Below are 24,733 nucleotides of genomic sequence, written 5' to 3'. Positions count from 1 at the left end.
CCGTCCGGCCCGGCGCTCCCGTCAGCCGGCCCGGCTCACGCCTGCCGCCCGTGCCAGCGTACGGCGGTGGCTCCTGCGAAGTCGCCGGCGTGAGCGAACCCTCCCAGCACGACCAGGTCGCCGTCCTTCACCTGTCCCGAGGCGATCGCCCGGTCCAGGGTGACCGGTATCGCCGCCCCGAACAGGTTGCCGTACGCGTCGAAGGTGTTGAGGTGCCGTTCCTCCGGCAGTTGCAGCGCCTCGCGCCAGTTCCGCAGGAAGGTGCGGTTGGGCTGGTTGGTGATGAGGACGTCGATGTCGGTGCTCGCCACGCCGAGCCGCCGGCACAGGTCCGTGATCACCTCGGGGACGAGCCGGTTCCCGCGCGCCAGCACCTTGGCGACACTCGCGTCGGTGAACCCGATCCGCAGCTGGGACTCGCCGGGCTCCCAGTACTTGCGGCCGTCGTCGACCGCCACGGTCATGTCACCGGCGTACGCCCCGAAGTGCCGGGTCTCCACGTCCAGCACCGGCGACTCGGCCGACGTCGTCACGAACCCCACGCCGCACCCGTCGCCCGGGATCGCCGCCTGGGCGAGCTTGCGCACCTCGGACTGGGTGAACCACTGCCCGGCGGCGCTCTGCGCGTTGCAGATCAGCGCGGTCCGCGCGTCGGTGGAGAGGAGGATCTGCCGGGCCAGCTTCACCATCTGAACGAACGACGCGCAGCCCGCGTTGGCCACGTCGACGAGCCACTCGGGGTTCAGACCGAGCCGGCGCGCCACCTCGGTTCCGGCGCCGACGAACGGCAGGTCGGGCAACTGGCTGTGCACCAGCAGCACGTCGACGCCCTGGATCTCCTTCCGGCCGTGCCGTTCGATCAGCGGCTGCACCGCCCGTTCGACCATGTCCGCGTTCGTCTCGTCCGCCGCCACGTGGTGCCGCGACGGTGGGACCTTGAACATGGGATGGTGACGGAGCTTGTCCTCGGCTCCGGGGTACTCCGTGTAGTACGCGGCGGGCACCGGTTCGCCGGGCAGGTAGCTCGCTACGTCGGTGAGGCTGACCGTGGTCACCGGCTCACCGTCCTCGCCGGAGCCGTACCGACGGGCAGTCCGCGCCCGTGGCGGTGTTCCAGGATGGCCTTGAGGTTGCGCATCTCCACGGTGTGGCCCGCGTAGAAGAGGTCCCAGTAGTCGCCCACCCAGGGCCGGTCCGGGCGGGGGGCCAGGTCGGGGCGCGGGTTCTCGTCGTAGTAGGGGTGCCGGCAATTGGTCCAGGTGATCACCGAACCCGGTTTGTTCAGGACGAGTTCGGCCGGCACGACCCGCATCAGGTAGATCATCCACAGCTCGTCGCCCTGGTCCCAGGAGCAGTGGTAGTCCACGGTCATGGCCTCGGGGTTCGCGACCACCTCGCAGTAGATGGCGGTGTCGTCCTCCAGCCGGTCACGGCCGGCCCACAGCCCCGGTGTCCCGGTGGGCGCGAAGTCCCGCAGGCTGCACGTCCATTCCTCCAGGTGATGGCCCTGGCGCAGATAGTCGTAGGCCTGCTCCGGGGGACAGTCGACGTACTCGTGGATGGTGCAGTACTGCCCGTAGACCTGGTGGTGGGGGTAGACCGCGTGGGTGAGTTCCATGCAGTGCGCGGTCAGTTCCTCCTTCCCGGCGTTCTCGATGCGGATCAGACCGGGGATGTCAGCCAGCGTGTCAGCCAACGTGGACGACTCCTCGCTCATCTGAACTCTCCTTTTCTGCAAGGTTCGTTTCTTCAAGGTTCGTGGTGAAGGACTGGAAGGAGAGGAACGGGGGGATCTCGTGCGGGTCGCAGGTCACCGCCACGAACGCCGGGCCGCCGCCCGCGTTGCCGCGCAGCAGCGCCGTGCGCAGGTGCGCCGCGTCGACGGCGTTCGTGGCCCGCAGGGACGGGAAGGCCGCGGCCACCCCGGCGGCGATGTCGGCCGGGGCGAACAGGTCGTCGTCGCGGACGCCGCCCTGGAGGTACTCCTCGCGCAGGGCACACATGCCGTGCGCGTTGTTGTTGAAGATCACGAACGTGACGGGGGCGTCGTACTCGACGGCCGTGTGCACCTCCATCCCGTGCATGAAGAAGGCACCGTCGCCGGCGAGGACGTAGGTGCGCCGGCCGGTGGCGAGCGCGGCCCCGATCCCGGCGCCGAACGTGTAACCCATGCCGCCCATACCGGTCGCCACCACGAAACGGCCGTGGCGCGGTGCCGGGAGGCGGTGGATCGCGGCGGCACCGGCGTTGCCGGCGTCCACGAAGACGTGCGCGTCCTGGGGGAGCGCGGCCTCCACGGCGGCGACCGCCCGGGCCAGCGGGACGGTCCGCTCGCCGGCTCCGCCGGGCGGCCCCGGGCTGGGGGAGGGGCGCGGCCCGGAGTGCGGCGGGCAGGGGCGTGGCCGCGAGGGCAGGCGGGCGGTCACCGCGCGCAGCGCGTCCCGCAGGTTCCCGCCGAGTGCGGTGGCCGCCACGAACGGCGGCTCCTGGCCGAGGGACACGACGTCGGTGCCGGCCAGGGCCCGGTCGAGGCCGCCGCGCGCGAGGAGCGGCAGCCGGGTGCCGGCCAGCAGGCACAGGTCCGCCCGCCGCAGGCACTCCTCCACGTTGGCGTGCCCCATGACCCCGGCCACCCCCGCGAACCGGGGATCATGGTTGTCGAAGACGTCCTTGGCATCCGGCGTGACCGCGACCCACGCCCCCAACCGCCGGACCAGTTCCGCGAGTTCCCCGCGAGCGTCGGCGGCGGCGACCCCCTCCCCGGCGACGACGAGGACACGACGGGCGTCGCGCAGGGCGTCCGCTACGGCGGCTACGGCGGCGGGGTCGAGGGAGGCTGCGGATGCGCTTGCGCATGTGGATGTGGATGCGGATGCCGACGCCGAGGCCGCCCCGGACGCTGACGCGGATGCGGCCGTGGATGCCGGGGCCGGACCGCCCGATGCCCAGGCGGGGCCGCCCTCGGCTGGCCCTGGGCCGCCGTCCGCTGGGGCTGGGCCGTCCGACGCTGGGGCTGGGACGCCGTCCGCTGGGGCTGGGCCGTCCGACGCTGGGGCTGGGACGCCGTCCGCTGGGGCCGGGCCGTCAGACGCTGGGGCTGGGACGCCCTGCGCTGGGGCCGGGCCGTCCGACGCTGGGGCTGGGACGCCGTCCGCTGGGGCCGGGCCGTCCGACGCTGGGGCTGGGACGCCGTCCGCTGGGGCCGGGCCGTCCGACGCTGGGGCTGGGACGCCCTGCGCCGGGGCCGGGCCGTCCGACGCTGGGGCTGGGACGCCCTGCGCCGGGGCCGGGCCGTCCGACGCTGGGGCTGGGACGCCCTGCGCCGGGGCCGGGCCGTCCGACGCTGGGGCTGGGACGCCCTGCGCCGGGGCCGGACCGCCCGCCGCCGGCGCTGGGCCGCCCTCCGCGCGGGCCAGCCCGCCCTCGGCCAGTCCCGGTCCGCCCTCGGCCAGGTCCGGTCCGCCCTCCGCCCAGCCCGGTCCGCCGGTAACCGGCAAGCGAATCGACGCCTGCTGCACGTCCTTCGGCAGCAACAGCACCGCCGGCCCGCGAGGCTCCGCCTCGGCCGCCGCGATCGCACGGTGGAGCAACTCCGGGAAGGCGTCCGGCTCGTCTACCCACGCGCAGAACCGGGAGACCGGCGCGAAGACCTCCCGCGCGTCGAAGGAGCCGGCCTTGCCGCTGGAGTCCTGGAACGCGCCCTGCCCCTCCTGGCCGGTCGGCGGCTGGCCCACCAGGGCCAGGACGGGCACCCGGGAGGCGTACGCCTCCGCCAGACCCGGTACGAGGTTCATCGCCCCGCCCCCCGAGGTGGCGGCGACCACGCCGAGGCGCCCGGTGGTCCGGGCGTACCCGTCGGCCATGGTCACGGCGGAGAACTCATGCTTGGCGACGACGCCGCGCACGGCGCCGCCGCGGTGCACGGCGTCGTACAGGTCCTCGATGTTCGCGCCGCCGACACCGAACAGGTGGGTGACGCCGGTCCTGGCGAGTTCCCCGGCCAGGTGGTCGACCAGTCGTAACGATCGCGCTGCGGACGCTTCCGCCGCCGTGGTGGTCATGCGGGACTCGACTCCCTCTCGTGGTGCCGGTCGATGAGACCGGACGGCGTGATGACCTGGAACCGGTGCCGGTATTCCTTGGGGGTGAGGCCCAGGGTCCGCCCGAAGGAGCGGAAGAACGTCTCGGTGGCGGGGAACCCGCAGCGGCCGGCGATCTGGCCGATCGTCAGGTCGGTGGTCTCCAGGAGCTCGCGGGCGCGGGCGATACGCGTCCGCTCGACGTACTGGCCGGGTGTCGTGCCCACCTCGCGCCGGAAGACCCGGGCGAAGTTGCGGTGGCTCATATTGGCCTGCCGCGCGATCTCGGCCACGGGCAGCGGGCTGTCCAGGTTGGCCAGGATCCACTCCTGCGCCGCCCGGATCGGCGGATGGTCGGCCAACTGGGCGTCGAGGACGGCGCTGTACTGCGACTGCCCGCCGTGCCGTTTGAGGAACAGCACCAGGAACCGCGCCGTCTCCAGCGCGAGCGCCGCCCCGTGGTCGGCCTCCACCAGCGCCAGCGCCATGTCGATGCCCGTCGACACGCCCGCCGAGGTCACGAAGGGGCCGTCCCACACGAAGATCGGTTCGGCGTCCACCGTCACGCGCGGATAGCGGCACGCCATCGCCTCGCTGTACGCCCAGTGCGTGGTGGCGCGTCTGCCGTCGAGGAGGCCCGCCTCGGCCAGCAGGAAGGATCCGCCGCACACGGAGGCGACCCTGCGCGACCGGGCCGCCGCCCGGCCGATCCAGGAGACCAACTCCTGGTCCCGCAGCGCCCGGTCGAGACTCCAGCCACCCGGCACGAGCAGGGTGTCGATCGGTCCTTCCCCCGCCTCCAGCGGCGACGCACCGAGCACCACCCCCGAACTCGTGCGCACCAGCGGCGCGTCGGCGGAGACGAAGTCGGTCCGGTAGGGGGTCCCCGAGGCCCCCAGGAGCCGGTTCGCGGTATCGAACACTTCAATCGGTCCGGTGATGTCCAGGGCCATCGCCCCCGCGTACACCACCACAACAACACGTCGCTCCAGCACGGTGACAGCCTGTATCGGCCGCCGCACTGGCTGCAATGACAGATTATTGACGTATCCGGCCAGCGAGCGGCCGCGGACGGCCCCGGACGGCAAAATAGACGCGCCGACCATGCGTTTCCCCACCCGGGCCGGCGCCGCCGGGTGAGGCAGCTCACAGGCGCAGCGCCCGCCCAACGCTCCCTGTGTGCATACCGTGGACGACCTGCCCGGATACTGTGAACGTCGTCAACGTATCGACCCCTGAATGTGAATAGCGCCGCGTGTACGCTGGGCCCATGACGGACAACGCCGCTTCTCCGGTCGGCCCCCTGGTCACCGGTTCCGAGATCGCTCGGTTGGCCGGAGTCACGCGGGCGGCCGTGTCCAACTGGCGTCGGCGCTACGACGACTTCCCCGCGCCCGCGGCAGGCGCCGCGAACAGCCCGCTCTACGCGCTCGCCGAGGTCCAGGACTGGCTGGACAGGCAGCGCAAGGGCCAGGAGGTGTCGCCCGAGGTCGAGTTGTGGCAGAGCATGCGGGCCGCGTACGGCGAGCAGATGGTCGCCGGTCTGGCGGCGGTGGCCGCGGTACTGGCGGGTGAATCCGGTCCGGCGCTTCCGGACGACGTCGCCACGCGGCTGCGGGAACTCGTCCAGGCCGGGGATCCCGTCGAGCTCGTGAACGGTCTGACGGAACGTTTCATGGACTCCGCCCGGCGTGCGGGATCCGATCAGGTGACTGCCGAGCGCGTCGTGCGCGCAGTCCGCCACTTCGCTCCCGAGCCGGCCGACGGTGCCACGGTCCTCGACCCCGCCTGCGGGACCGGAGTGCTGCTGCTGTCCGTCGCGTCCGGCACGGGGACGCGGTGCCACGGGCAGGAGACGGACGCCGACAGCGCCCGGTTCGCGCAGCTCCGCGCCGACGTCCTGGGGCGGTCCGGCGTGCGGGTCGTGGCGGGGGACTCCCTGCGGGCGGACGCCTGGGCGGACCTCAAGGCCGATCTGGTCGTCTGCGACCCCCCGACCGGAGTGACCGACTGGGGGCGGGAGGACCTGCTGCTCGACTCGCGCTGGGAACTCGGCGTCCCGTCCAAGGCGGAGGGGGAACTCGCCTGGCTCCAGCACGCCTACGCGCACACCGGGACCGGCGGCCAGGTCCTCATGGTCATGCCGGCGTCGGCGGCCTACCGCAGGGCGGGCCGCCGCATCCGTTCGGAACTGGTGCGCCGGGGCATCCTGCGCCAGGTGGTGGCCCTGCCGCCGGGTACGGCGACCTCGCACGCCCTCCCCGTCCACCTCTGGTGCCTGCGTCGCCCCGAGAGTACGACGGGCGCGGACACGAACCACTCGGTGCGGATGGTCGACCTGACCGGCAACAGTCCCGAGGGGAGCCTGGAGCCACGGCACGACCAGGTCGCCGACGTACCCCTGATCGAGCTGCTGGACGACACCGTCGACCTGACCCCCGGCAGCCACCTGCGGTCCCGGCACCGCGACTATCCCGGCGAGTACGCCGCTCTGCGCGAGGAGCTGGAGGAGCAGATCCGCCGGCTCGCCGCGCTCCTGCCCGAGCTGGTGGCGGGCGGCGGACCGCGCTCGCTCGACGCAGCCACGACCAGCGTCGCGGAACTCGCCCGTGCCGGACTCGTCGCCTACGAGGGTCAGGAGCCGGTGTCGGCGAGCGATCAGCTCGACACCGACTATCTGCGGGGCTTCCTGCGCAGCTCCGGCAACGCCCGCCGGTCCACCAGCGCCAGCGGGACCTACCGCCTCGACGGCAAGGGCTCCCGTGTCCCCCGCATGGGCATCGACGACCAGCGCCGCTACGGATCCGCCTTCCGCGCCCTCACCGCGTTCGAGGAGGGCATGCGCAAGGCCGACGAACTGAGCCGGCGCCTCGCCGAAACCGCCCGAGACGGCCTGGCCACGGGCGCCCTCGCCCCGCACGAGTGAGAGCCCCACGACCAACTGGGCGGCCCCGACCGGTCAGGCGGCTCCGGCCGGTTCGACCGCCCCGGGCGGCCAGGTGGTCCGGGCCGGCCATGTCGTCCGGCGACGTCTGCCCGTCCCAAGAGCCCAGGCGCTCCTGGCTGGTCAGGCGTCCCGGCCGGCCAGGTGGTCCTGGCTGGTCAGGCGTCCCGGGCGGTCGGATGGTCCTGGCCGGTTCGGCCGTCCCGGGCGGTCAGGGGGTCGGGGTCGGCCATGTCGTCCGGCGACGTCTGCCCGTCCCAAGGGGCCAGGCGGTCCCGGGCCGGTCAGGCGTCCCGGCCGGCCAGGTGGTCCTGGCCGGTTCGACCGCCCCGGGCGGCCAGGTGGTCCGGGCCGGCCATGTCGTCCCGCGCGGTCAGGCGGTCCCGGCCAGGTGAGACCGTCCCGGCCGGTCAGACCGTCCCGGCCGGTGACAGCATCCCAGCCGGTCAGGCTGACCCATGTGTCCCGGCCGGTCAGGCCCCCTCCGGCAGGAACGGGCTCGGTGTTCCGCTCCACGTCACGCTCAGTGCCTCGCGCGCCCGCGTGCAGGCGACGAAGAGCAGGCAGCGCTCGCGGAGCAGATCGGCGTCGTGCTGCAACGGGTCCGCCTCACGCGGAGTGATCTCACGGGTGAACGGGACCGAGCCCTCGCCGGCGCCGAGGACGGACACCGCGCGGAACTCAAGCCCCTTCATCGCGTGCATCGTCGCCAGCCGCACCCCGTCAACGCCCGCGCCCACCCCCACGCCCTGCGCGGCCTGCCCCTTGACCCGCAGCACCGGGATGCCCGCGGCCCTCAGCTTCTCCTCCGCCGCGTCCAGCGAGAGGTTGAAGCGTGCGCACACGCCGACCTCGTGCGGCGCGAGACCCTCCGCGAGCAGCGCCCGCACCCGCTCCACCAGCGCCTCGGTCTCCTCCTGCCGGCTCGCGTACCCCCGGGCCCGGGGGCGGCTCCCGTGCAGCAGCGAGCGGTACCCGGCCAGCGAGTCCGTTCCCTCGCCGTCGAGCGCGTCGACGGAGACGGGCGCGAGGAGCCGCGCCGACCAGGCCAGGATCTCCTCGGTCGAGCGGTAGTTGACGCGCAGCCGGAAGCTGCGGCCGGCCGTGGCGATGCCCAGGGAGCCGAGCGACACCCGGGAGTCGTAGATCCGCTGGTGCGGGTCGCCGGTGAGGAACAGGTCGTCGGGACCGGGCGCCACGGCGGCCCGCAGCACCCGCCACTGCGCGGGGTGCAGGTCCTGCGCCTCGTCCACGACGACATGGGCGTACGGAGCGGGCGCGCCGGCGAGGAGTTCCGCCGCGCGGGCACAGGTCCGCAGGTGGGTGGTCTCGCCGCGGTCGCGCAGCAGCTGCTCGAACCGCTCCACGCCGCTCCACACCTCCCGTCGTCGTGCGGGCCCGAGCCCGGTGCCGCGGCCGCGTCGGCTCGCGCCGAGGTAGGCGTCGAGGCCGCCCAGGTTCTGGCCGAGGACGACGTGCCGGTACTCCAGGGCCAGGAACCGGGCGCTGAAGGGCAGTTCGAGCTGCTTGACCGTCTTCTCCCACAGCTGCCGCTGCTCCCGGTCGCCGAGCGGCCTGGGCACGGCCGCCGACCGCGCGCGCACGACACCGTGGGCGAACGCGTCGACCGTCGTCACGTCGACCCGCGCCAGCAGCTCCTCGTCCCCGTCGAGGAGCAGGCCCAGCATCTCGCGCAGTCCGGCGGCGAGCGCGTTGGTGTACGTCGTCAGCAGGACACGGCCGTCCGTGGAGCGGCCGAGCAGGTGCTTGACCCGGTGCAGCGCGGCCACGGTCTTGCCCGTTCCCGGCCCGCCCGTGACCTGGACGGGACCGCCGTACGAGGTGCGGTAGGCGACGCGCCGCTGCGAGGGGTGCAGGAACACCCGCCACGCCGCGAACGGCTTCGCCAGCGCCTCCTCCAGCTCGTGCGGACCGGTGACGAGGCGGATGCGCGCGGACGTGTTGGCGATCACCGTGGCCAGGTCCTCGACCGGCTCGGCGGGCGCGTCGGCGGGCCGGCGGACGGCCACGACGTCCCGGTAGACGTCCTCGGGGCTGAACCCCTCCGCGAGGTACTGGAGCACCTCCAGCTGGTCCTCCGGCAGCAGCGTGGCGAACGCCTCCAGCTGGGCCTTGTCCGCCAGGGACCGTGCCGCGCGCAACACCTGGTCGTCGATGCCGAGTTCGCGCAGCGTGCCGTCGGAGACGTCCGCGAACAGCAGCCGGGGTGCCGTGCGCGCGGCCGTCTCGTACAGCGGTGTCAGCTCGTCCAGGGCGACGGCGTCACGTACCTCCAGGGCGCGGGTCGCGGTGTTCGCGCTGTACAGGCGTTTCGCGGCCCAGGTGTAGGCGTCGTCGTGCGGCAGGACGTTGACCAGGAGGAAGACATCGCTGCCGTCGTCGGGGGCGAGGACGACGCCCCGCCAGAAGTCGGTGACGCGGATGGTGCGCATCCGCGGGTCACGGGCCTTCTCGACGGACTCCAGGTGCAGTCCCTTGTCCGCGTTGAGGTCGGCGGCGCTCAGGGCCTGGAACTTGGCCATCGCCTTGCGTACCCCGGCCCGGACCGGCTTTTCCAGGGTGTCGTAGCCGTCCCAGAAGCTCTGGGTGAAGGCGAGCCGGGGCATACGGTGTCTTCCTCTCTGCCTGACGGGTTTTCATGAGCCGGACGGACTTTCATGAGCCTGACGGGTTCTCATGAGCGGGGGGCCGGGCGATCTCCGGTCAGCCGCCCGGCGATGTGCCGGACGGCGGCCAGCAGGTGGTCCGGGTCCCGGGACAGGTCGAGGCTGTGCCGGTACAGCCGCGTGCCCCGGCCGCCCGGAGCGGCGGCCGTTCCCCGCACCTCGTGGAAGCGCTCGGCCCGCTGCCCGGCCGCGTACACCAGGTGCGCCTCGCGCAGGCCGAGGACGGTGGCGTAGGCGAGGGCCTGGTACAGGTCGGCGTGAGGGGCGCCGTCGGCCTTCTCCACCTTGTACTTGGCGTCCACGACGGCGACCGGCGTGCGGCCGTCACCGCTGCGGACGACCAGGTCCGGACGGATGCGCAGGTCGCCCGCGGTGTCGAGGTGGTGCGGGTCCTGGAGGCGTGCGGTCAGGCCGTGCTCTCGCAGGGCCTCCCGCAGGGCCACCGCGACGAAGTCCTCGAAGAGCTGGTTCATGTCGAGCAGGAACCCGTCCACGGCGAGCGGGTCCGCGCCGGGCGGCCGGTGCTCGGGAGACGTCCCGCGCAGAACGGCCTCGGCGAGCCGCAGGGCGGGCTGGTAGCGGGAGTTCAGGCGCGAGGGCTGCCAGCGCGGCAGCTCCTGCCCGCGTATGAGAGGGGCCGCGTCCGCGAGCCGCACCCGCTGGTGGGCGAGGCGCCGCCGCACGGGTCCGGGCACGCCCGGCAGCCGCAGCAGCCGCTCGGTGGCGGCGCGCAGCAGGCGGTTCTCGGCGGTGTCGGCGGTGTACGCGTCGTAGGCGATCTCGGCGGGCGGCGTCCGGCCGAAGTGCCGCCGGATCTGCTCGGCCTCGCGCAGCCGCCCGCGCACCACGAGCGCGGACTCCCGCACCTCCCGGTAGCCCTGGAGGACGCCCTGCCGCAGCGCCGCGTCCACCTGGCGCTCCACGGCGTGCGCGAGCGCGGGCACGACGTCGTCGTACGCGCCGGTGTCCACGGTGCCCTCCCGGCCGTCGCGCCAGGCGCGGGCCGGGTCGAGGCTGAAGCCGAGGAGGAAGAACAGCCGCCGTACGGGCGTCTTGGGCATGATCCGTACGACGTGCCCGCCGGGCGTGCGCAGGGCGCCGACGCGGCTGCCCGCGCGCAGCAGCCAGTGCCCGGCGCGCTCGGGGTCGGGAGTGGCGCTCCGCAGGACACCGGAGGCAGCCAGGGCCCGCCCCGCGGCGGCGTCCAGCGGCACGGAGACGGCGGGCCCGTACTCGCGCAACGTCACGTCCAGTGTGGTCACGGCAGTCGCTCGCGCAGCGCGTCGAGGCCGTAGCGGGCGGGGACGTCCAGACCCTCGCCGTAGTGGTGCTCCTCCAGCAGCGGCAGGATCTTCGTACGCCAGGTCCTGGCCAGTCCGCCGTCGCGGTACACGCCGGGCTTCATCAGGTACGACGGCCCGATCGCGAAGTCGGCGTCGCCGATGAGGGAGTTGAGCGCGTCCAGCAGCCTGGCCGGCTCCGGGTCCTTGCCCTCGCGGGCCAGCCAGCGCGCGAGGAGTCCGGCGGTCGGCTCGGTGCGCGGGGACAGCTCCACGAACGCGAAGCGCCGCCGCATCGCCGCGTCGACCAGGGCGATGGACCGGTCGGCGGTGTTCATCGTGCCGATCACGAACAGGCTGGGCGGGAGCGCGAAGTCGTCCCCCGAGTAGGTCAGGCGCACGGACTTCGTCCGGTACTCCAGGAGGAAGTACAGCTCGCCGAAGACCTTCGCCAGGTTCGCGCGGTTGATCTCGTCGATGACGAGGAAGTGTGGGACGTGCCGGTTGCCCTCGCGGGAGGCGAGGTCGGCGAGTTCCCGGAGCGGGCCCGCCGTCAGCCGGAACGCCACCTCCCGCGTCTCGGGGTCCTCCACGGGCCGGAAGCCCTCGAAGAAGTCCTCGTAGGCGTACGACGGATGGAACTGCACGATCTTGACCTGCTCGGGTCCGCCGCCGAAGTACTCGGCGAGCTTCATCGCCAGGTACGTCTTGCCGGTACCCGGCGGCCCGTACAGCACCAACTGGCGCTCGTCGAGAAGCAGTTCCCGTATCTCCTCCAGCCAGGCCCGGTCGTGGACGAGGAGGTCGGCGGCGAGTTCGCCGGTGACGTCCGGCAGGGTCAGCTCCCGCTGCACCGGCCGTACGGCGGTGGATTCGCCGTCGGTGCCGCCGTCCGCCACTGCCTCCGAGCCCTCGACGAACCCTGCGGACCCGGCGAACCCGGTGAGCGCGTCGAGTGCCTCCAGGACCCCGGTCAGGTCGACGACGTCATGCTGTACGGACAGCTTCTGCTGTACTTCCTCCGGCAGTTCCTCGTACGGGTGCCCGTGCGGTGACCAGGCGACGGACCGCCGGAAGTCGGACAGCCCGCCCGGGGACGCGGTCCGCACGGCCTCGCCGGTGATCCGCCCGGCGTACAGCCGGCCGTCGGCGATGGCGGCCACCGTGTCATTGACGCGCATCTGCGTGAGGAAGGCGTGCAGTTCGTCGACGAGGCCCCGCTTCTGGTGGTACGAGGCCGCCCCTTCGTACCCCTCCTCGACGAAGCGGCGCAGCGTGCTCTTGGTGGGCTCGGCCTCCTCCAGGGGCGGCAGATGCGCGCCCGCGAGCGAGACGAGCCCCTCCTCCAGCCACAGCCGCCGTACCAGGTTGTGCCCCGAGACGTTGGAGCCGCGGACCAGCCAGGCCTTGCGTGGCGGGCGCCAGCCGGTGGACAGGTAGTCGGCGAGTGGATGCCCCTCGGCGGTGCGCCAGGACTCCGGCCCGGAGGCGTCGTAGCCGTAGACCAGGGCGGCGGCGGCCGAGGAGGAGTTGCATGCGATGTCCCGGACCGCCGTCCAGTGCGACGGTGCGCCGGGACCCGCGGAGGTATCGGGACCGGCGGGAGCGTCGGCGAGGCCGCCGTCCGCCCGCAGTACCGCACGCGTACGGCGCGCGTGGTCGCCGAGCCCCGGCCACGCCTCGGCGGCCACCGAAGAGCCCTTCAGCAGAAGGAACTTGTGCGTGCCGTTGCCGCCGAACTCCTTGAGCAGGTACCCGCGGGCCTCGCCGCCGCCCTTGGGCAGCTTGATGCGGAACTCGGGTGTGCCGGGAAGCCGGTCGAGCTGCGGCATGGGCGACCTTCCTGGAGGGGAGGGGGGAGCGGGCCTGCGACGCGCTCACCTTACCCGTTGACGCCGTCAATGGACCCTCCTCGAACAAGTAAACAGGAGTGCCTGGTCTGTTGACGATGTCAACGCGCTCGCTGTAATGTGATGGATGTGCCCGGCCGGTTCACCGCCGAAACACCGGGCGCTCGACGCTCAGGTGGGGGGCACTATGGGTGGGGAGTCGACGGCCGAGGCCAGACGGCGCATGATCGAGGCGGAGTTGCCGTCGGACTGCACGTGAAGCCCGTGCGCAGGAAGAGGTGCGCGACCTCCGTGCCGGAACCCGCCGCCGTGCGTCGTCAAACCCGCCGGGCCCCGGGGTTCTACCGGACGGCCCGCCTGGCCGCCGCCTCCGTTACCGACTTCGCCGACGAGTGCCAGCGTCTCACCGACACCAACTCCACCCTCGACGAGATCACCGGCACCCTCGGCCGCTCCACCAGCCGCGCCGACATCGCGGGCAACCACCGCAACACCCGAGAGATTCGCCTCCCTCGCCGAACACTTCCGCACCGGCGGCACCGCCACGCCCCGCCTTCCCTCCCGCAGCGGCTCCCTGCCCGTGGTCCGCCACTACGCCGACGGCAAGGACCTCGCCGACGACATCACCACCCTGGCGGCACGGCACCCGCAGGACCGCGTTGGCGTCATCGTCAACTCCCTGCGTATGGCGGCCGACCTGATGCGGCGCCTGGAACGCGCGGGCCTCGCCCGCGAGCCCCAGCTCTACAGCTCCACCGCCTCTGCGGGCCGCTACCGCGACCTCGACCTCGCCCGCCCCGGTGTCGTCGTCCACCGCGCCAGCGCCAAGGGCCTCGACTTCGACACCGTCGTCATCGCCGACGCCGAGTCCGAATCCGCCACCGACCCGACGGAGGCGGCTCTCCGCATGGCCTACTACGTCATGATCACCAGTGCCAGGGAGCGGCTGGTGCTGGGCTGGCGGGGAAGCCGGCCGCCCAGGCACCTGACGGGTTTGGAGGGGTGGGTGCGGACGCGCTGACGGCACGACAGAATTCAGGAGCAGGTGGGAAGACAAGGGGAGACGAAGAGAATGAGTGACGACCGCAAGACGACCGTGCCCGTGTGGACGCTGGCCACCGCCGACGTCCGGGCGCCGGTCCTGCCGGCAGGCGAGTCGATGACCGCCGAGCGCCTGGCCGAACTGCGCGGGGTGCTGGCCGCACTGGCCGACGAGCCGATCGTCACGCTGGAGGTACATCCCCTGCCCGACAAGATCGACCGGAGCCGGGGAATCCCGCTCGACGCGGCGAGTCCCTTGGCGACGCACTTGTCGCAGTTCATCACGCAGGCGTCGCGAAGTTCCCTCACGACGGCCAGAGCTACCGGTTCCGGTGAGATTCTGTGTCGCGTTGTGGTGCCCGCGAAGGTTGCGACCCAGCTCGGGAAGGGCCTCGTGCGCCCTTTGGTGCCGAAGGCGGGCGGCGGGTTCTACGGTGATTTCGTGGACGCGGCGGGCAAGTTCGCCGGTAAGGCGACGTTCGTGCCGGTCGGTGGAACGGCGGCGGTGGGGGCGGCCGGTGCTGCGGGTGGAGCCGGTGCCACAGCGGGTATCGCGGTCGGCGGTAGCGCTGCGCTGACCGTGGCCGCGCCGCTCGTGCTCATGGCCGTGGCCGTGGGAGTGAGCGCGCACGCCGACCGCAAGCGCGAGCAGGCCATCGAGCACATCACGGAGCTGCTGGAGGAGCTCAAGCAGGACAAGCTCGACGACGAGCTGAGCGAACTCAACGGCTGCCGTGCCGCCATCGACAAGGCCACGGCCATTCTGCTCGACGAGGGCAAGCTCGGAGTCTCGCTGGGACTCGACTCGGCGGTGCACGCCCTCGACAAGGCACTGGGCAAAGCCGGTATTCGCCTCGGCCGATGGCAGGCCGCGCTCGACGCACTGCCCGAGGGCAAGGCCGTCGAACTCGCGACGCTGACCAAGCCGTTTCCCGGCATCGACGACGACGGCGGTGTCTTCCGAACCCACCTCGAACTCGCCTCGCTGGCCATCGCCCTGATGCGGCGGGTCGTCGTCCTCCAGGCCGTGGAACGCGCTCAGGCCGAACCCGGCAACCCGTTCCAGCACTTCACCCGCGCCCTCCAGCGCGACCAGCAGCGCATCGACGAACTGGAGGCGGGCATCACCGGTGTGCTGGTACGCCTGTCGGCACTGGAACTGACCCGCCCGAGCGGATTGCGGCCCGTCCTCACGGTCGCTGAGGTCGAGCGTCTGATGCGCGCGGCACACCGGCTGCACCGGCTGGGCGACGGCGTCACGGCCGACGGCCGGGCGACGGACGTGGCGATCGAGATGGCCCGCGACAAGGACGGCTCGGTGGTCGTGTTCCCCGCCCTGGCCGCGTAGGGAGGGTGCGCTCGTCCGGTAGGGCCTCCACGTCGACCGATCACATCGAGGTCTTGCCGGCCGGGTCCAAGTGGGCGGCGACATGCAGCAGTTCGGCCCGGACGGTCTTGCCGCTGGGCGGGTACGGGACGCAGGCCACGCGGTCGGCGAGGGCGGCGACGAGCGCCAGACCGCGCCCGCCGGTGCGGAGCGTGTCGGCGTCGTCGTCCAACGGAAGGCTCAGCGGGGGCAGATCTCCGCGGGCGTCGCTCACTTCGACGCGGAGACGGCCGTCCGCTGGGTCGAATCGAAGGGTCAGCCGGAAGCAGCGGCCGGACACCCTGCCGTGCAGTACGGCGTTGGCGGCCAGCTCCGCGACCACCAGTTCGGCACGCTCGGTGAGGGCCTCCGGTACGCCCCAGGTGCGCAGCTCGGCCACACCCAGCAGCCGGGCGAGCCGGGCGCCGCGCCGCGTCGAGGACAGCAGTTGCGTGAAGGTGCCCACCTGTGCACCGACTTGGGGAGTCGCGTGATTCATGGGGCCAGGGTGGCGCTCGTGCACGGGCGAGTGCGAGGGAAGTGCCCCGTACGCGGTGTGAGCGTACGGGCACAATCGGTGGACAGTACGCCGTCGACTCCGTCACGCTGTGTGGTGACCTCGACGGCAGCGCGGAGCTGTCGTCGGTCCGGGTACGAGCACGAGTGCTGAGCACGGAAAGAGGGCGGCGGATGGACATCGTCGACGGGGGCGCGGCCGAGGTCGAGCGCGTGGCGGGAGGCGCCGGACCGACGCCGGCTCCGGCAGGGGAGTGGGAGCGGGAGCCGCAGCCCTCGGACAGTCTGCGGACGTTCGGCGCGGTCGTCCAGGCACTCCGCGAGCACGCGGGCCTGAGCCGTGAGGAACTCGGGGCGTGGGTACGGTACTCCAAGCACACCGTGGAATCGGTGGAGCTGGGCCGCCGGATGCCGGACAAGGCGTTCGTGGAGCGAGCCGAGGAACCGCTTGGCAACACGGGTGCGTTGCGGAAAGCGTCCCGTCATCTCACGCGGGGTGAGGCGGGGTTCGCGGCCTGGTTCCGGCGGTGGGCAGCGCTGGAGCGGGAGGCGGTGAGCCTGTGCACGTATGAGTGCAGGCTGGTTCCGGGCTTGTTGCAGTCACGGGCCTATGCACGGGCGGTGTTCGAGGGCACGGTCCCGCCCCGGACGGATGACGAGCTTGAGGCCCAGCTCACCGCGCGAATGGAACGGCAGACGATGATGCGAGAGCGGCCTACAGTGCCGTTCAGCTTCATCGTCGAGGAGCATGTGTTCCGAAGGCGGTTCGGTGACGCGGAGGCGATGCGCGGACTGTACGACCACGTCCTGGAGCTGACCGCCCCGCGCAACGTGACGTTCCAGGTCGTGCCGTTGGAGGCAGGACTGCACCCGTGCCTGGATGGGCCTGTGCGAATTCTGGAGACTCCGTCGGGCCAGCGGCTGGGGTACTCCGAGGGCCAGAAGAACGGGCGGCTGATCTCCGACCCGAAAGAAGTGAGTGTGATCTGTCAACGCTATGAAACACTGCGGTCGCAGGCCCTGAGCCCCACGGAATCCAGGGCGTTGCTGGAGCGACTGCGAGGAGAGCTATGACTAGCGGTACGGCAGATCTGTCCTGGTTCAAGTCGAGCTACAGCGGCAGCGAGGGAGATGACTGCGTAGAGGTCGCGATCGCCGAACAGGCCGTCCATGTGCGGGACTCCAAGGACGTGAGCCGTCCGGCGTTCGCGGTGGGCCGCGAGGGCTGGGGGCAGTTCGTGCGGTTCGCGTCGGAGTGCTGAGCGGTTCGAGGGTGTGCCGTCCGCCGGAGCGGTGGATGGCACACCCTCACCGCGTCCGGGGACGCTTCGTCTCATCGGCGGCCGTGTAGCCGAGGGCTGCTCGGTTGATGAGACGGTCACCGAGTTCGCGCGCGGGCGCGGGCTTCGGCTTCTCCGCCGCCTTCTTCGGGGCGGGCTTCTTCTTGGCCGTACCCTTGGCGGGCGCGACCTTCGAGTTCCTGGCGTTCTGCCCGGCCGGCGTGTTCCGCGCCGCGTACTTCTTGCGGAGCGCCGAAAGCTGCTCGCGCTCCTGTACGGCCACGTCGGCGGGGAGCGCGTTGAGGAGAGCCCGAGCCCGGCTGAGCGCGTAGCGCGCCTGGTGCCAGCGCTTGCCTGCGATCGCCGCGCGTGCCACGCCGATCGTCTGCTGCAACACCTTGATCTTCGCCGGCTGCCGCCGGGGTATGGGGGACTCCGCCCCACTGCTCCGCCGCTGCACAGCGGCACGCGTACCCCAGTCCGTCCCTGAACTCAGGACGACGGTCGAGCGGGAGTTGCTGGTCTGGTTAACGCGTACCACGTGCGGTGCCTTCTTGAATGAGGAGCGGGTCAGTCGTGGCGGGGGCCCTGACCGGGGGGCGGGGTGAGGGTGGAGCGGTAGGTGCCGGACTCGCCCTCGGTGAGCGGGGTCTCCAGGGTCAGGCCGGCGGCGGCCATACGGTCGTACTCGGCGAGGATCAGCGTCTTGGTGCGGTACTCGCCGTGCGCCTTGATGTCCTTGTCCCGGGTGACGTTGAAGGTGTCCAGGATGTACGCGGTGTCGTCCCGGTCGATCCCGTAAAGGTGGAAGAAGAGGGCATCCAACTCGGCGCGGATCACGGCACGGCGGGTTTCGTCCCAGCGGAATGGTGCGCCGGTGTCACCAAGGTCGCGCGCGAAGGGGGCCATGTCGTGGGCCGTGTAGGTGAGTTCGAGGAGGCGCGAGGTGACAAAGTCGGAGTGGGGGGTGATCTGCCCGGGTGTAATGACGGGGAGTTGAGAAGTCGTGAAGAACTTGAGGTGGGTACCACCGCTCTTTTGGCGTGTGGCGAAATCTAGGATGAAAGAAGACAAGCAGGCCATGAGCCCCGCGACTGGCCCGGCCTGAGGAAGCATGAGCAGGGTGCCATCAGGTGCTGCAACGCGCGGAAACACGAATGCGATCATCGTGCGCTCGTCGCTGACCCGGCAGATGTCCCGCCACCCCATCAGCCAGTCCCGGTCCCACCCCTTGGCGGACAGACGGCTGCGCACGCCGGGAATCTTGACCTCTCCGCCGTTCCTATCGAACTCACCAGTAGAGACATCCCGTTCGGGAACCCAATAGCGGGGCAGTGACGTCGTGGCAGGGTCCTGCTGCTGGTCGAGCGTCAGCCGGGGCAGCGTGCCCACAGCGAGCTGTTTCTCGGTCGCACCCTCGTACGTGGAGAAGCGATGATCGTAGTGGTGCAGCATCTTCGCCTCATTCAGCGGCAATAGGCGCTCCTCACCGCGCACCAAGACATTGCCGTCCAGCTCCCAGCCCGTCTTCAGTAGCTCCTCGAAGGATTCGCCATTTTGGGCGGCGGGGCGGAAGAGATGGGAGTCGTTGGACATGTCAAACATGCGCATGAAGGTCATGCTCCACGGGTTGCCTGCCGCACCCTTGGCCTCCTCAATCAGAACCGGGACGCGACGATAGATACCGAGGGTGATCTCGGCGTCGCGGCGGTCGCGGAAAACGGGGCATGTCCCGGTGTTCGGGTTGAGGAGCTGGATGTCGCGGCCGGTCAGGGCGTAAGCGCGCTCGGCGATCTGCGTCACCTGGCGGACACGGAAGGCGATGGAGATCGGGGAGTCGGGCGAGCCCGAGCCCGCCATGCAGAACAAAGCGAAGTTCACGCTGTGGTGGACGCCCGGGAAGACCTTCTCCTCGTTCTCGAAACCGTAGAGCGCGGCCAAGTGCCCCTTGGTGACCAGGTCCTTGAAGAAGAACTGTGTCGTCGCATCCGTAGCGATCCCCGTCGGGACGATCACGCCCGTTCGGCCGCGCGAGCCCGTGAGCGTGCGGTCCGTCTCCGCGAAGACCGCGTACGTGTTGATGTCGCCCCGCCCCGTCAGAGGGAACCGGTTGCTCACGCGCAGGAAATGACTCTCACCCTCCGCTCGACGCTTGGCATCCCCGAACTCGGCGAACAAGCGTGCCCCATCCGGGTCGTCGCGCAGTGCAGCGATGAGCTTCTTGCGAGCCGCCGCGTTCTTCGCCTCGGCGATCTCAGGCGAACGCTGAGCAAAGAACTCCTGCTCCTGGAGCTTGACCCGCTCCCACGGAGGATTCCCCACCACCGCAGCAAACCCCCCAGCCCACCCGGTACCCGGCTGAACGCCAACCCCGGACTCCGGGACAGCGAACACCTCCGGAAACTCCAGATGCCAGTGAAAGAAGCTGTACTGATCCCGAAGCCGCAAGATCTCCTCATGCGTCGCATCCGGCACCGCCGACTGATCACGCCCCCGCAGCGCACGAAAAACCTGGTCAGTCGGCGCTTCCGGAGCCCCCTCCCGCTTGGGCCACACAAACGCCGCGCACCAAGCATCAGCAGCATGTAGATCCTGCACGTACGCCGTGGACTCGACGTAAGCCCGATACGCGGTCTCCTGAGCCCGCACCTGTTCCAGAACGTCAGCCGGGGCGGCCGTGATGCGGGCCAGCTCGGCGGCATAGGCGTCGTTACCCGGCAACGCATCCGCGTCGAACAGCAGCTCGTCCTGGCCGCCCCGCTGGGCCTTGTTCCGCTTGACGAGCCCGGCCGCGTACTTCTTGTCATCCCCCTCGATCGGCTTGAAGGCGTCGTCGGGAACGCCCTCCGCGAGCAGCTTCGGGGTCGCGCCGATGAGCCCGTTGCCGTGCTTCACGTGGGCGTCCAGGAAGCCGAGCGGCTTGCCGGGCTCAAGGGCCTCCAGCCACAGGGAGACCTTGGCCAGCTCCACGGCCATCGGGTTGAGGTCGACCCCGTAGATGCAGCGCGCGACGACCTCGTGCAGGGCGTGCCGTACCGCGTCGACCGTCGGCTCGGGGTTGTGCTCCCGTACCGACGCCACCCGCTTGGCGATGCGGCGGGCCGAGGCGACGAGGAAGTGCCCGGAACCACAGGCCGGGTCGCAGACCGTGAGGGACAGCAGCTCGTTCACGATGTCGTCGGCCGGGTCGGGACGGCCGGCCTGGGTCGCGCGCTGTTCGCCGCGCTTGACGGCGTCGTCGATCACCGGGTCGAGCGTCGTGTCGAGCAGGCACTCGATGAGGGAGGAGGGGGTGTAGTAACTGCCGGTCGTCTTGCGGCTGTTGCCTGCCACCTCAATCAACTCGAAAGAACGGTCCGTCGCAGAGTGCTTCGGCTCCAGCTCCAGCAGGGACTCGTAGACCGAGCCGAGTTCCTCCGCGTCCAAGTGGCGGTAGTCCACCGCACGCCAGCGCCGCGCGCCAGGATCACGTACCTGGGCGAGGTGCCGTACGGCGGCGAGCAGGGACTCGTTGGACAGCTTCAGGCCATCGAGCGGGGCGTCGGCCTTCGTGGGGGAGAACAGGCCGCCGAGGCCGGGCAGGGCCAGCTCGGTGCGTCCGCCCTCCTGGCCGAGCGCCTCGAAGACGATGCGCAGTGCCTCGTACTGGTCGCCGTGGGCCGTACCCTGCCTGCGGCGGGCGCGCTCGCGCAGCCTCGCCGAGGAGAAGTACCGTTCGTACGCCTGCCGTTGCGGGTCACTGGCCCCCGGGTTGAGAAGGGCGTCGCGGTCCTCGGCGACGAAGACGAACAGCAAGCGGTACACCAGGCGTAGCAAAGCGTCCCGGAGGGCCTTCGGGTCGACGTCCTCGCGCAGCCGGGCGTTGTCCGGGTGGCGCAGGAAGCCGGTGCCGAGCACGGTGAGGGCGTTCTGCACGCCCAGCCGGAGCTGGTCCAGGGCGCGGGCACCCGACGTGACCGCTTCCGCGCGCCACTTCTCCAGCCAGCAGCCGGAAGGAGCCGTACCCTCCGGGACGGCGAACCGGGACGCGTGCAGGACGCAGTACAGCAGCACGAACTCGCTGAACAGCTCGCCGTCGAAGATGGCTTCGAGGTCGAAGTCGACGTAGGCGGCCGTCGCGAAGGACGACGAGTCGCGCAGCAGGCGCAGGCGGCGGCCGTTGGTGAGGGCCGCCCACAGGTGGGTCTCGGTACGGTTGAGGCAGTCCTGGAGCATGGACTGGGCCGGGACCTGGCCGGCCGCCGGACGCTTGTCCAGCTCCTGGTTCCAGGGCAGGAGATGGACCAGGGCGGGGCCGTGCCGGTGGGAGACGGGGAACCGCTTCTCCGGGTCGGAGTCGGCCGGGACGCCCGCCGGGCCGACCTCCGTCAGCGCGCCGAAGTCCAGCTTGCGGAACAGTTGGGCGAGCCAGTCGGTGCCGGCCCGGCCGGTCGGGTCGGCGGCGGGCGCGCCCGTGACCGGGTCGGCGGGCAGGGCGGCGCGCAGGTCGCGCCAGAGCGGCTTGAGGTACTCCCAGGCGCGCTCGGCCTCGTCGCGCACGGGGACGGAGGCGGGCAGGCCGTAGTCGGCGGACTTGGTGCCGGGCAGGTTCCGGGCCTCGGCGACGCGCAGCAGCATGTCGGCGGGGAGCAGTCCGCCGACCGTGGTGACGGCGGTGAAGGCCAGGGCGGTGCGGGTGGCGGCGGACATCAGGCTTCGGCTCCGGACACGGTAGAGGCGGGCGCGGCGGGGGAGACGGGCTGCGGCGGCACGTACACGTACACGCCGAGGACGTCGGCCGGTTCCTGCGGGACGACCTTCAGGCCGCGGACGATCTCCTCGTTGGCCTTGCGGACCCTGCGGTGCGAGGCGTCGAGTTCGGCGGCCAGGCGGGTGCCGTACTCGGTGAGATGGTCGGCGAGGCCCGGCAGGCCGTCCAGGGCGCGGGAGATGGCCCTGCGGGCGGCCAGCTCATGGGTGTTGGCGGTGGCGCGGGCCGCGAGGAGCGCCGTAGCCGAGTCGTCGTCGAGCCAGCGGGCGCGCGCGGGCAGGCCCTCGTAGGCGAGCAGGCGGGCGTCCTCCGCGACCAGCTGCCGCTCGCCGGTGCGGGACGGCAGGGTGAGGTGGAAGCGGTAGCGGACCAGGAGCAGCGTGGTGAGGGTGGTGACCGCGTCCGTGGTGACCACGCCGCAGCGGCGGGCCGGGCGGGGGCCGAGCGCGTTCACGTCCAGCGCCGAGTCCAGGACGTAGGACGCGACGGCGCCGATCGCCGGGTCGGTGCGGACCAGGGCGGCCTCGCCGCGCGCGATCGCAGGGGTGGCGCGGAACGGGATCTCGCGGTCCTCCTCCACCAGCCGGTTGCCGAGGACGGCTGCCAGCGCGTCCCGCAGACCGGCCGGGGTGCCGCCGACCCGCGCGGTGAAGTCGCCGCCGCCGTGCGGGTCGCGGACCAGGGCGTCCAGGTCGCGCAGCGCCTCCAGGGCGAAGCCGCAGACCTCGTCCGCGCCGCCCAGCGCGGCCCGTACGGCGGCGACCTCGCGGGCCACCTCCTCCGGGTGGATGGCCCGCTGCGCGTACTTGGAACGGGACGTCTTCTCCCGCTCGGCCGCCGAACTCCACTCCCGCTCGATCCGGTCCAGGGACTCCTGGTGCCCGTCCATCTCGAACAGGCTCTCCTGGCTGCCCTGCCGGCCGTGCAGCAGCAGCCACTCCACCACGGCGTCGGTCACGCCGGAGGCGGTCTCGTCGGGCACCGAGACGGAGATGCCCAGGTCCTTCTTGATCTGCCGGTGCTTCTTGAACAGCACCTCCAGGACCTTGCCGTCGATACCGTTGTCCTCGCCATACATGGTGATGACACGGACCTGGTCGCGCTTCTGCCCGTAGCGGTCGACCCGGCCCTCCCGCTGGTCGTGGCGGGTCGGGTTCCAGGCGAGGTCGTAGTGGACGACGGCGTCGAAGTGGTGCTGGAGGTTCACGCCCTCCGAGAGGCAGTCGGTGGCGATCAGGACGCGGCGGACGGCCGGGTCGCCCTCCTCCGCGGCCTCCACGGCGAGCTGCTCGATGCGCTCCAGGCGCTGCTGCGGGGAGAGCGTGCCCGTCACGGCGGCGATCTTCGTCTTCTTGCCGAGCTTGCCGTCGAGCTGCTCGGCGAGATACTCGGCGGTCGGGATGTAGCGGCAGAAGACGATCGGGTGGTAGCCCTCGGCGATCAGGTGCTTCAGGTGCCGGGTCAGCGCCTTCAGCTTCGCGTCCTCCGCGGGTCCGGTCAACTGACCGGCCCGCTCGGCGAGTTCGAGCAGGCGGGCGCCCGCGTCCTCCGACTCGGCGGCGCCCGGCGCGACGTCCATGCCCTCCAGCCGGTCGGTGTCGGCCGAGTCGGCGGCCACCGGGGCGCCGAGCAGGTCCGCCTCGTGCGCGGTGCGGGCGGCGGCGGACTCGGAGCGCGTCTTCAGGGTCTGCGCGGCGGCGGCCGGGGAGGACACCATGGAACGCAGCAGCGCGATCACCGACCACCAGGCGACCCTGGCCTCCCGCCGGCCCTGCTCGCCGGCCGCCTCGACGCGGTCGCGGGCGTAGGCGATGGCGTCGTCGAGCAGCGCCCGGTAGGCGGGCGTCAGCTTGTACGGCTCGTCCTTCGTCCAGCGGTCGGAGGGGAACGCGGTCCGCTCGGCCAGGGAGTCGTCGGCGAGGCCGTCCTCCCGGGTCAGATAGTCGCGGACGTCGGCGCGTTTGCGGGCCACGAAGTGCTCGGCGAGCCTGGCCCGCCCGGCCGGCGTCTCCAGGTCCAGCGTGGCCAGCTCGGGCCGCACCAGGCCGAGGAGGTTGCGGAACGCGGACTCCTTGCCGGAGTGCGGGGTCGCCGTGAGCAGCAGCAGATGGCGGTCGGCGTCGGCGGAGACCCTGCGCAGCAGCTCGTAGCGGAGCTGGCCGGCGGAGGACGCGCCGCCCTGCGCGGGGTCGTCGGCGGCCACACAGGTGTGCGCCTCGTCGACGATCACCAGGTCCGGGCAGTGCTTGACGAAGTCCTCGCGGTGCCGGGTCGACTTGATGAAGTCCGTCGAGATGATCGTGAACGGGTGCCTGTCGAACAGGGACTGGCCCAGCTCCAGATCGCGCTCCAGACGTGACACCGTGGAGGCCAGGACCAGTTCGGCGTCGATGCCGAACTTCTCCCGCAGCTCACCCTGCCACTGCTCGGCCAGCGCCGGGGAGCACAGCACGCCCAACCGGGTCGCCTCGCCCTGCGCGAGCAGCTCCTTGGCGATCAGACCCGCCTCGACCGTCTTGCCGATGCCGACGTCGTCGGAGATCAGCAGCCGTACGGTGCGCTGCCGCAGCGCCATCAGCAGCGGCACCAGCTGGTAGGCGCGGGGCTCCACGGCGATCGACGCCAGCGAGCGGAACGGGCCCGCGCCCGAGCGGAACCCGATGCGCAGCGCGGTGCGCAGCAGACCGGCGGCGCGCTGGTCGCCCAGGTCGTCGGGGCTCGGCGCGGCGAACTCGGCGGGGCGCACCTCCTCGAACGAGGGGAAGACGGCCGCGATGTCGTCCTCGCTCCCGCCCAGCGGGCGCAGCACCAGCATGCCGGGGGCGCTCTCGGGCAGCACCACCCATTCCCGGCCGCGGGCGGCGACGAGCGAACCGGCCGTGTACGTGAGGCTCATGGGATGTATCGGTTCCTCGGGTCGAGTCGTCGGTGGGCGGGGCG

16 protein-coding genes are annotated in these 24,733 nt (G+C 71.9%); 5 read left to right on the top strand and 11 right to left on the bottom strand.

The genetic code is table 11. The features are described from left to right. Positions 1–35 precede the first annotated feature (35 nt). From DBP14_RS02705 to DBP14_RS02685, 4 genes are read right to left on the bottom strand one after another with little or no spacing between them, the layout of a single operon-like run. Positions 36–1,055, bottom strand: coding sequence for a ketoacyl-ACP synthase III family protein (locus DBP14_RS02705; protein ID WP_129305445.1), 1,020 nt, complete (start codon positions 1,053–1,055; stop codon positions 36–38). Next, complete coding sequence (locus DBP14_RS02700; RefSeq protein ID WP_129305444.1) at positions 1,052–1,717, bottom strand: SRPBCC family protein; 666 nt, start codon at positions 1,715–1,717, stop codon at positions 1,052–1,054. Before DBP14_RS02700 ends, DBP14_RS02705 begins: the two co-directional genes overlap by 4 nt. Continuing rightward, positions 1,689–4,061, bottom strand: a complete 2,373-nt coding sequence (locus tag DBP14_RS36625; RefSeq protein WP_241740776.1) for a thiamine pyrophosphate-binding protein — start codon at positions 4,059–4,061, stop codon at positions 1,689–1,691. Before DBP14_RS36625 ends, DBP14_RS02700 begins: the two co-directional genes overlap by 29 nt. Then, positions 4,058–5,074, bottom strand: a complete 1,017-nt coding sequence (locus tag DBP14_RS02685; protein ID WP_241740775.1) for a GlxA family transcriptional regulator — start codon at positions 5,072–5,074, stop codon at positions 4,058–4,060. Before DBP14_RS02685 ends, DBP14_RS36625 begins: the two co-directional genes overlap by 4 nt. A 275-nt stretch (positions 5,075–5,349) precedes the next feature. On the opposite strand from DBP14_RS02685, the gene DBP14_RS02680 reads away from it, so the two are divergent. Next, on the top strand, positions 5,350–7,005 hold the full coding sequence (locus DBP14_RS02680) for an N-6 DNA methylase (protein ID WP_164992234.1): 1,656 nt from the start codon (positions 5,350–5,352) through the stop codon (positions 7,003–7,005). 491 nt (positions 7,006–7,496) lie between these two features. On the opposite strand, the gene DBP14_RS02675 is transcribed toward DBP14_RS02680, so the two are convergent. The 3 genes from DBP14_RS02675 to DBP14_RS02665 form a co-directional block, all read right to left on the bottom strand. Continuing rightward, a complete protein-coding gene (locus tag DBP14_RS02675) occupies positions 7,497–9,650 on the bottom strand; it encodes a UvrD-helicase domain-containing protein (RefSeq protein ID WP_129305442.1) in 2,154 nt (717 codons plus the stop codon). Positions 9,651–9,718: 68 nt separating this feature from the next. Further along, entirely contained in the window at positions 9,719–10,972 is a 1,254-nt protein-coding gene (locus tag DBP14_RS02670; protein ID WP_129305441.1) for a restriction endonuclease, read from the bottom strand. Then, entirely contained in the window at positions 10,969–12,822 is a 1,854-nt protein-coding gene (locus tag DBP14_RS02665; protein WP_129305440.1) for an AAA family ATPase, read from the bottom strand. Before DBP14_RS02665 ends, DBP14_RS02670 begins: the two co-directional genes overlap by 4 nt. A gap of 598 nt (positions 12,823–13,420) precedes the next feature. Here DBP14_RS02665 and DBP14_RS36620 point away from each other — a divergent pair. Next, positions 13,421–13,861 carry a hypothetical protein gene (locus DBP14_RS36620; RefSeq protein ID WP_241740774.1) on the top strand — a complete coding sequence of 147 codons (441 nt, stop codon included), beginning with the start codon at positions 13,421–13,423 and terminating at the stop codon, positions 13,859–13,861. A 51-nt stretch (positions 13,862–13,912) separates the two neighbouring features. Further along, positions 13,913–15,229, top strand: a complete 1,317-nt coding sequence (locus DBP14_RS02655) for a hypothetical protein (protein ID WP_129305439.1) — start codon at positions 13,913–13,915, stop codon at positions 15,227–15,229. A gap of 40 nt (positions 15,230–15,269) precedes the next feature. On the opposite strand, the gene DBP14_RS02650 is transcribed toward DBP14_RS02655, so the two are convergent. Continuing rightward, complete coding sequence (locus tag DBP14_RS02650; protein ID WP_129305438.1) at positions 15,270–15,746, bottom strand: ATP-binding protein; 477 nt, start codon at positions 15,744–15,746, stop codon at positions 15,270–15,272. A 191-nt stretch (positions 15,747–15,937) separates the two neighbouring features. Between DBP14_RS02650 and DBP14_RS02645 the strand changes: the two genes are divergently transcribed. Together DBP14_RS02645 and DBP14_RS02640 are read left to right on the top strand one after the other, a co-directional pair. Continuing rightward, positions 15,938–16,837, top strand: a complete 900-nt coding sequence (locus tag DBP14_RS02645; RefSeq protein WP_129305437.1) for a helix-turn-helix transcriptional regulator — start codon at positions 15,938–15,940, stop codon at positions 16,835–16,837. Further along, on the top strand, positions 16,834–17,025 hold the full coding sequence (locus DBP14_RS02640; protein WP_129305436.1) for a DUF397 domain-containing protein: 192 nt from the start codon (positions 16,834–16,836) through the stop codon (positions 17,023–17,025). Before DBP14_RS02645 ends, DBP14_RS02640 begins: the two co-directional genes overlap by 4 nt. 46 nt (positions 17,026–17,071) lie before the next feature. On the opposite strand, the gene DBP14_RS02635 is transcribed toward DBP14_RS02640, so the two are convergent. The 3 genes from DBP14_RS02635 to DBP14_RS02625 form a co-directional block, all read right to left on the bottom strand. Next, complete coding sequence (locus DBP14_RS02635) at positions 17,072–17,440, bottom strand: hypothetical protein (protein WP_241741153.1); 369 nt, start codon at positions 17,438–17,440, stop codon at positions 17,072–17,074. 173 nt (positions 17,441–17,613) lie between these two features. Continuing rightward, positions 17,614–21,732, bottom strand: coding sequence for a DNA methyltransferase (locus DBP14_RS02630; RefSeq protein WP_129305434.1), 4,119 nt, complete (start codon positions 21,730–21,732; stop codon positions 17,614–17,616). Next, entirely contained in the window at positions 21,732–24,689 is a 2,958-nt protein-coding gene (locus DBP14_RS02625) for a DEAD/DEAH box helicase (RefSeq protein WP_129305433.1), read from the bottom strand. The genes DBP14_RS02630 and DBP14_RS02625 overlap by 1 nt, the downstream gene beginning before the upstream one ends. Positions 24,690–24,733 lie beyond the last annotated feature (44 nt).

Source organism: Streptomyces sp. L2 (genome assembly GCF_004124325.1).
Classification (GTDB): Bacteria; Actinomycetota; Actinomycetes; order Streptomycetales; family Streptomycetaceae; genus Streptomyces.
The sequence above is the reverse complement of the archived record's forward strand: the minus strand, read 5'-3'. Positions and strand labels throughout refer to the sequence as shown.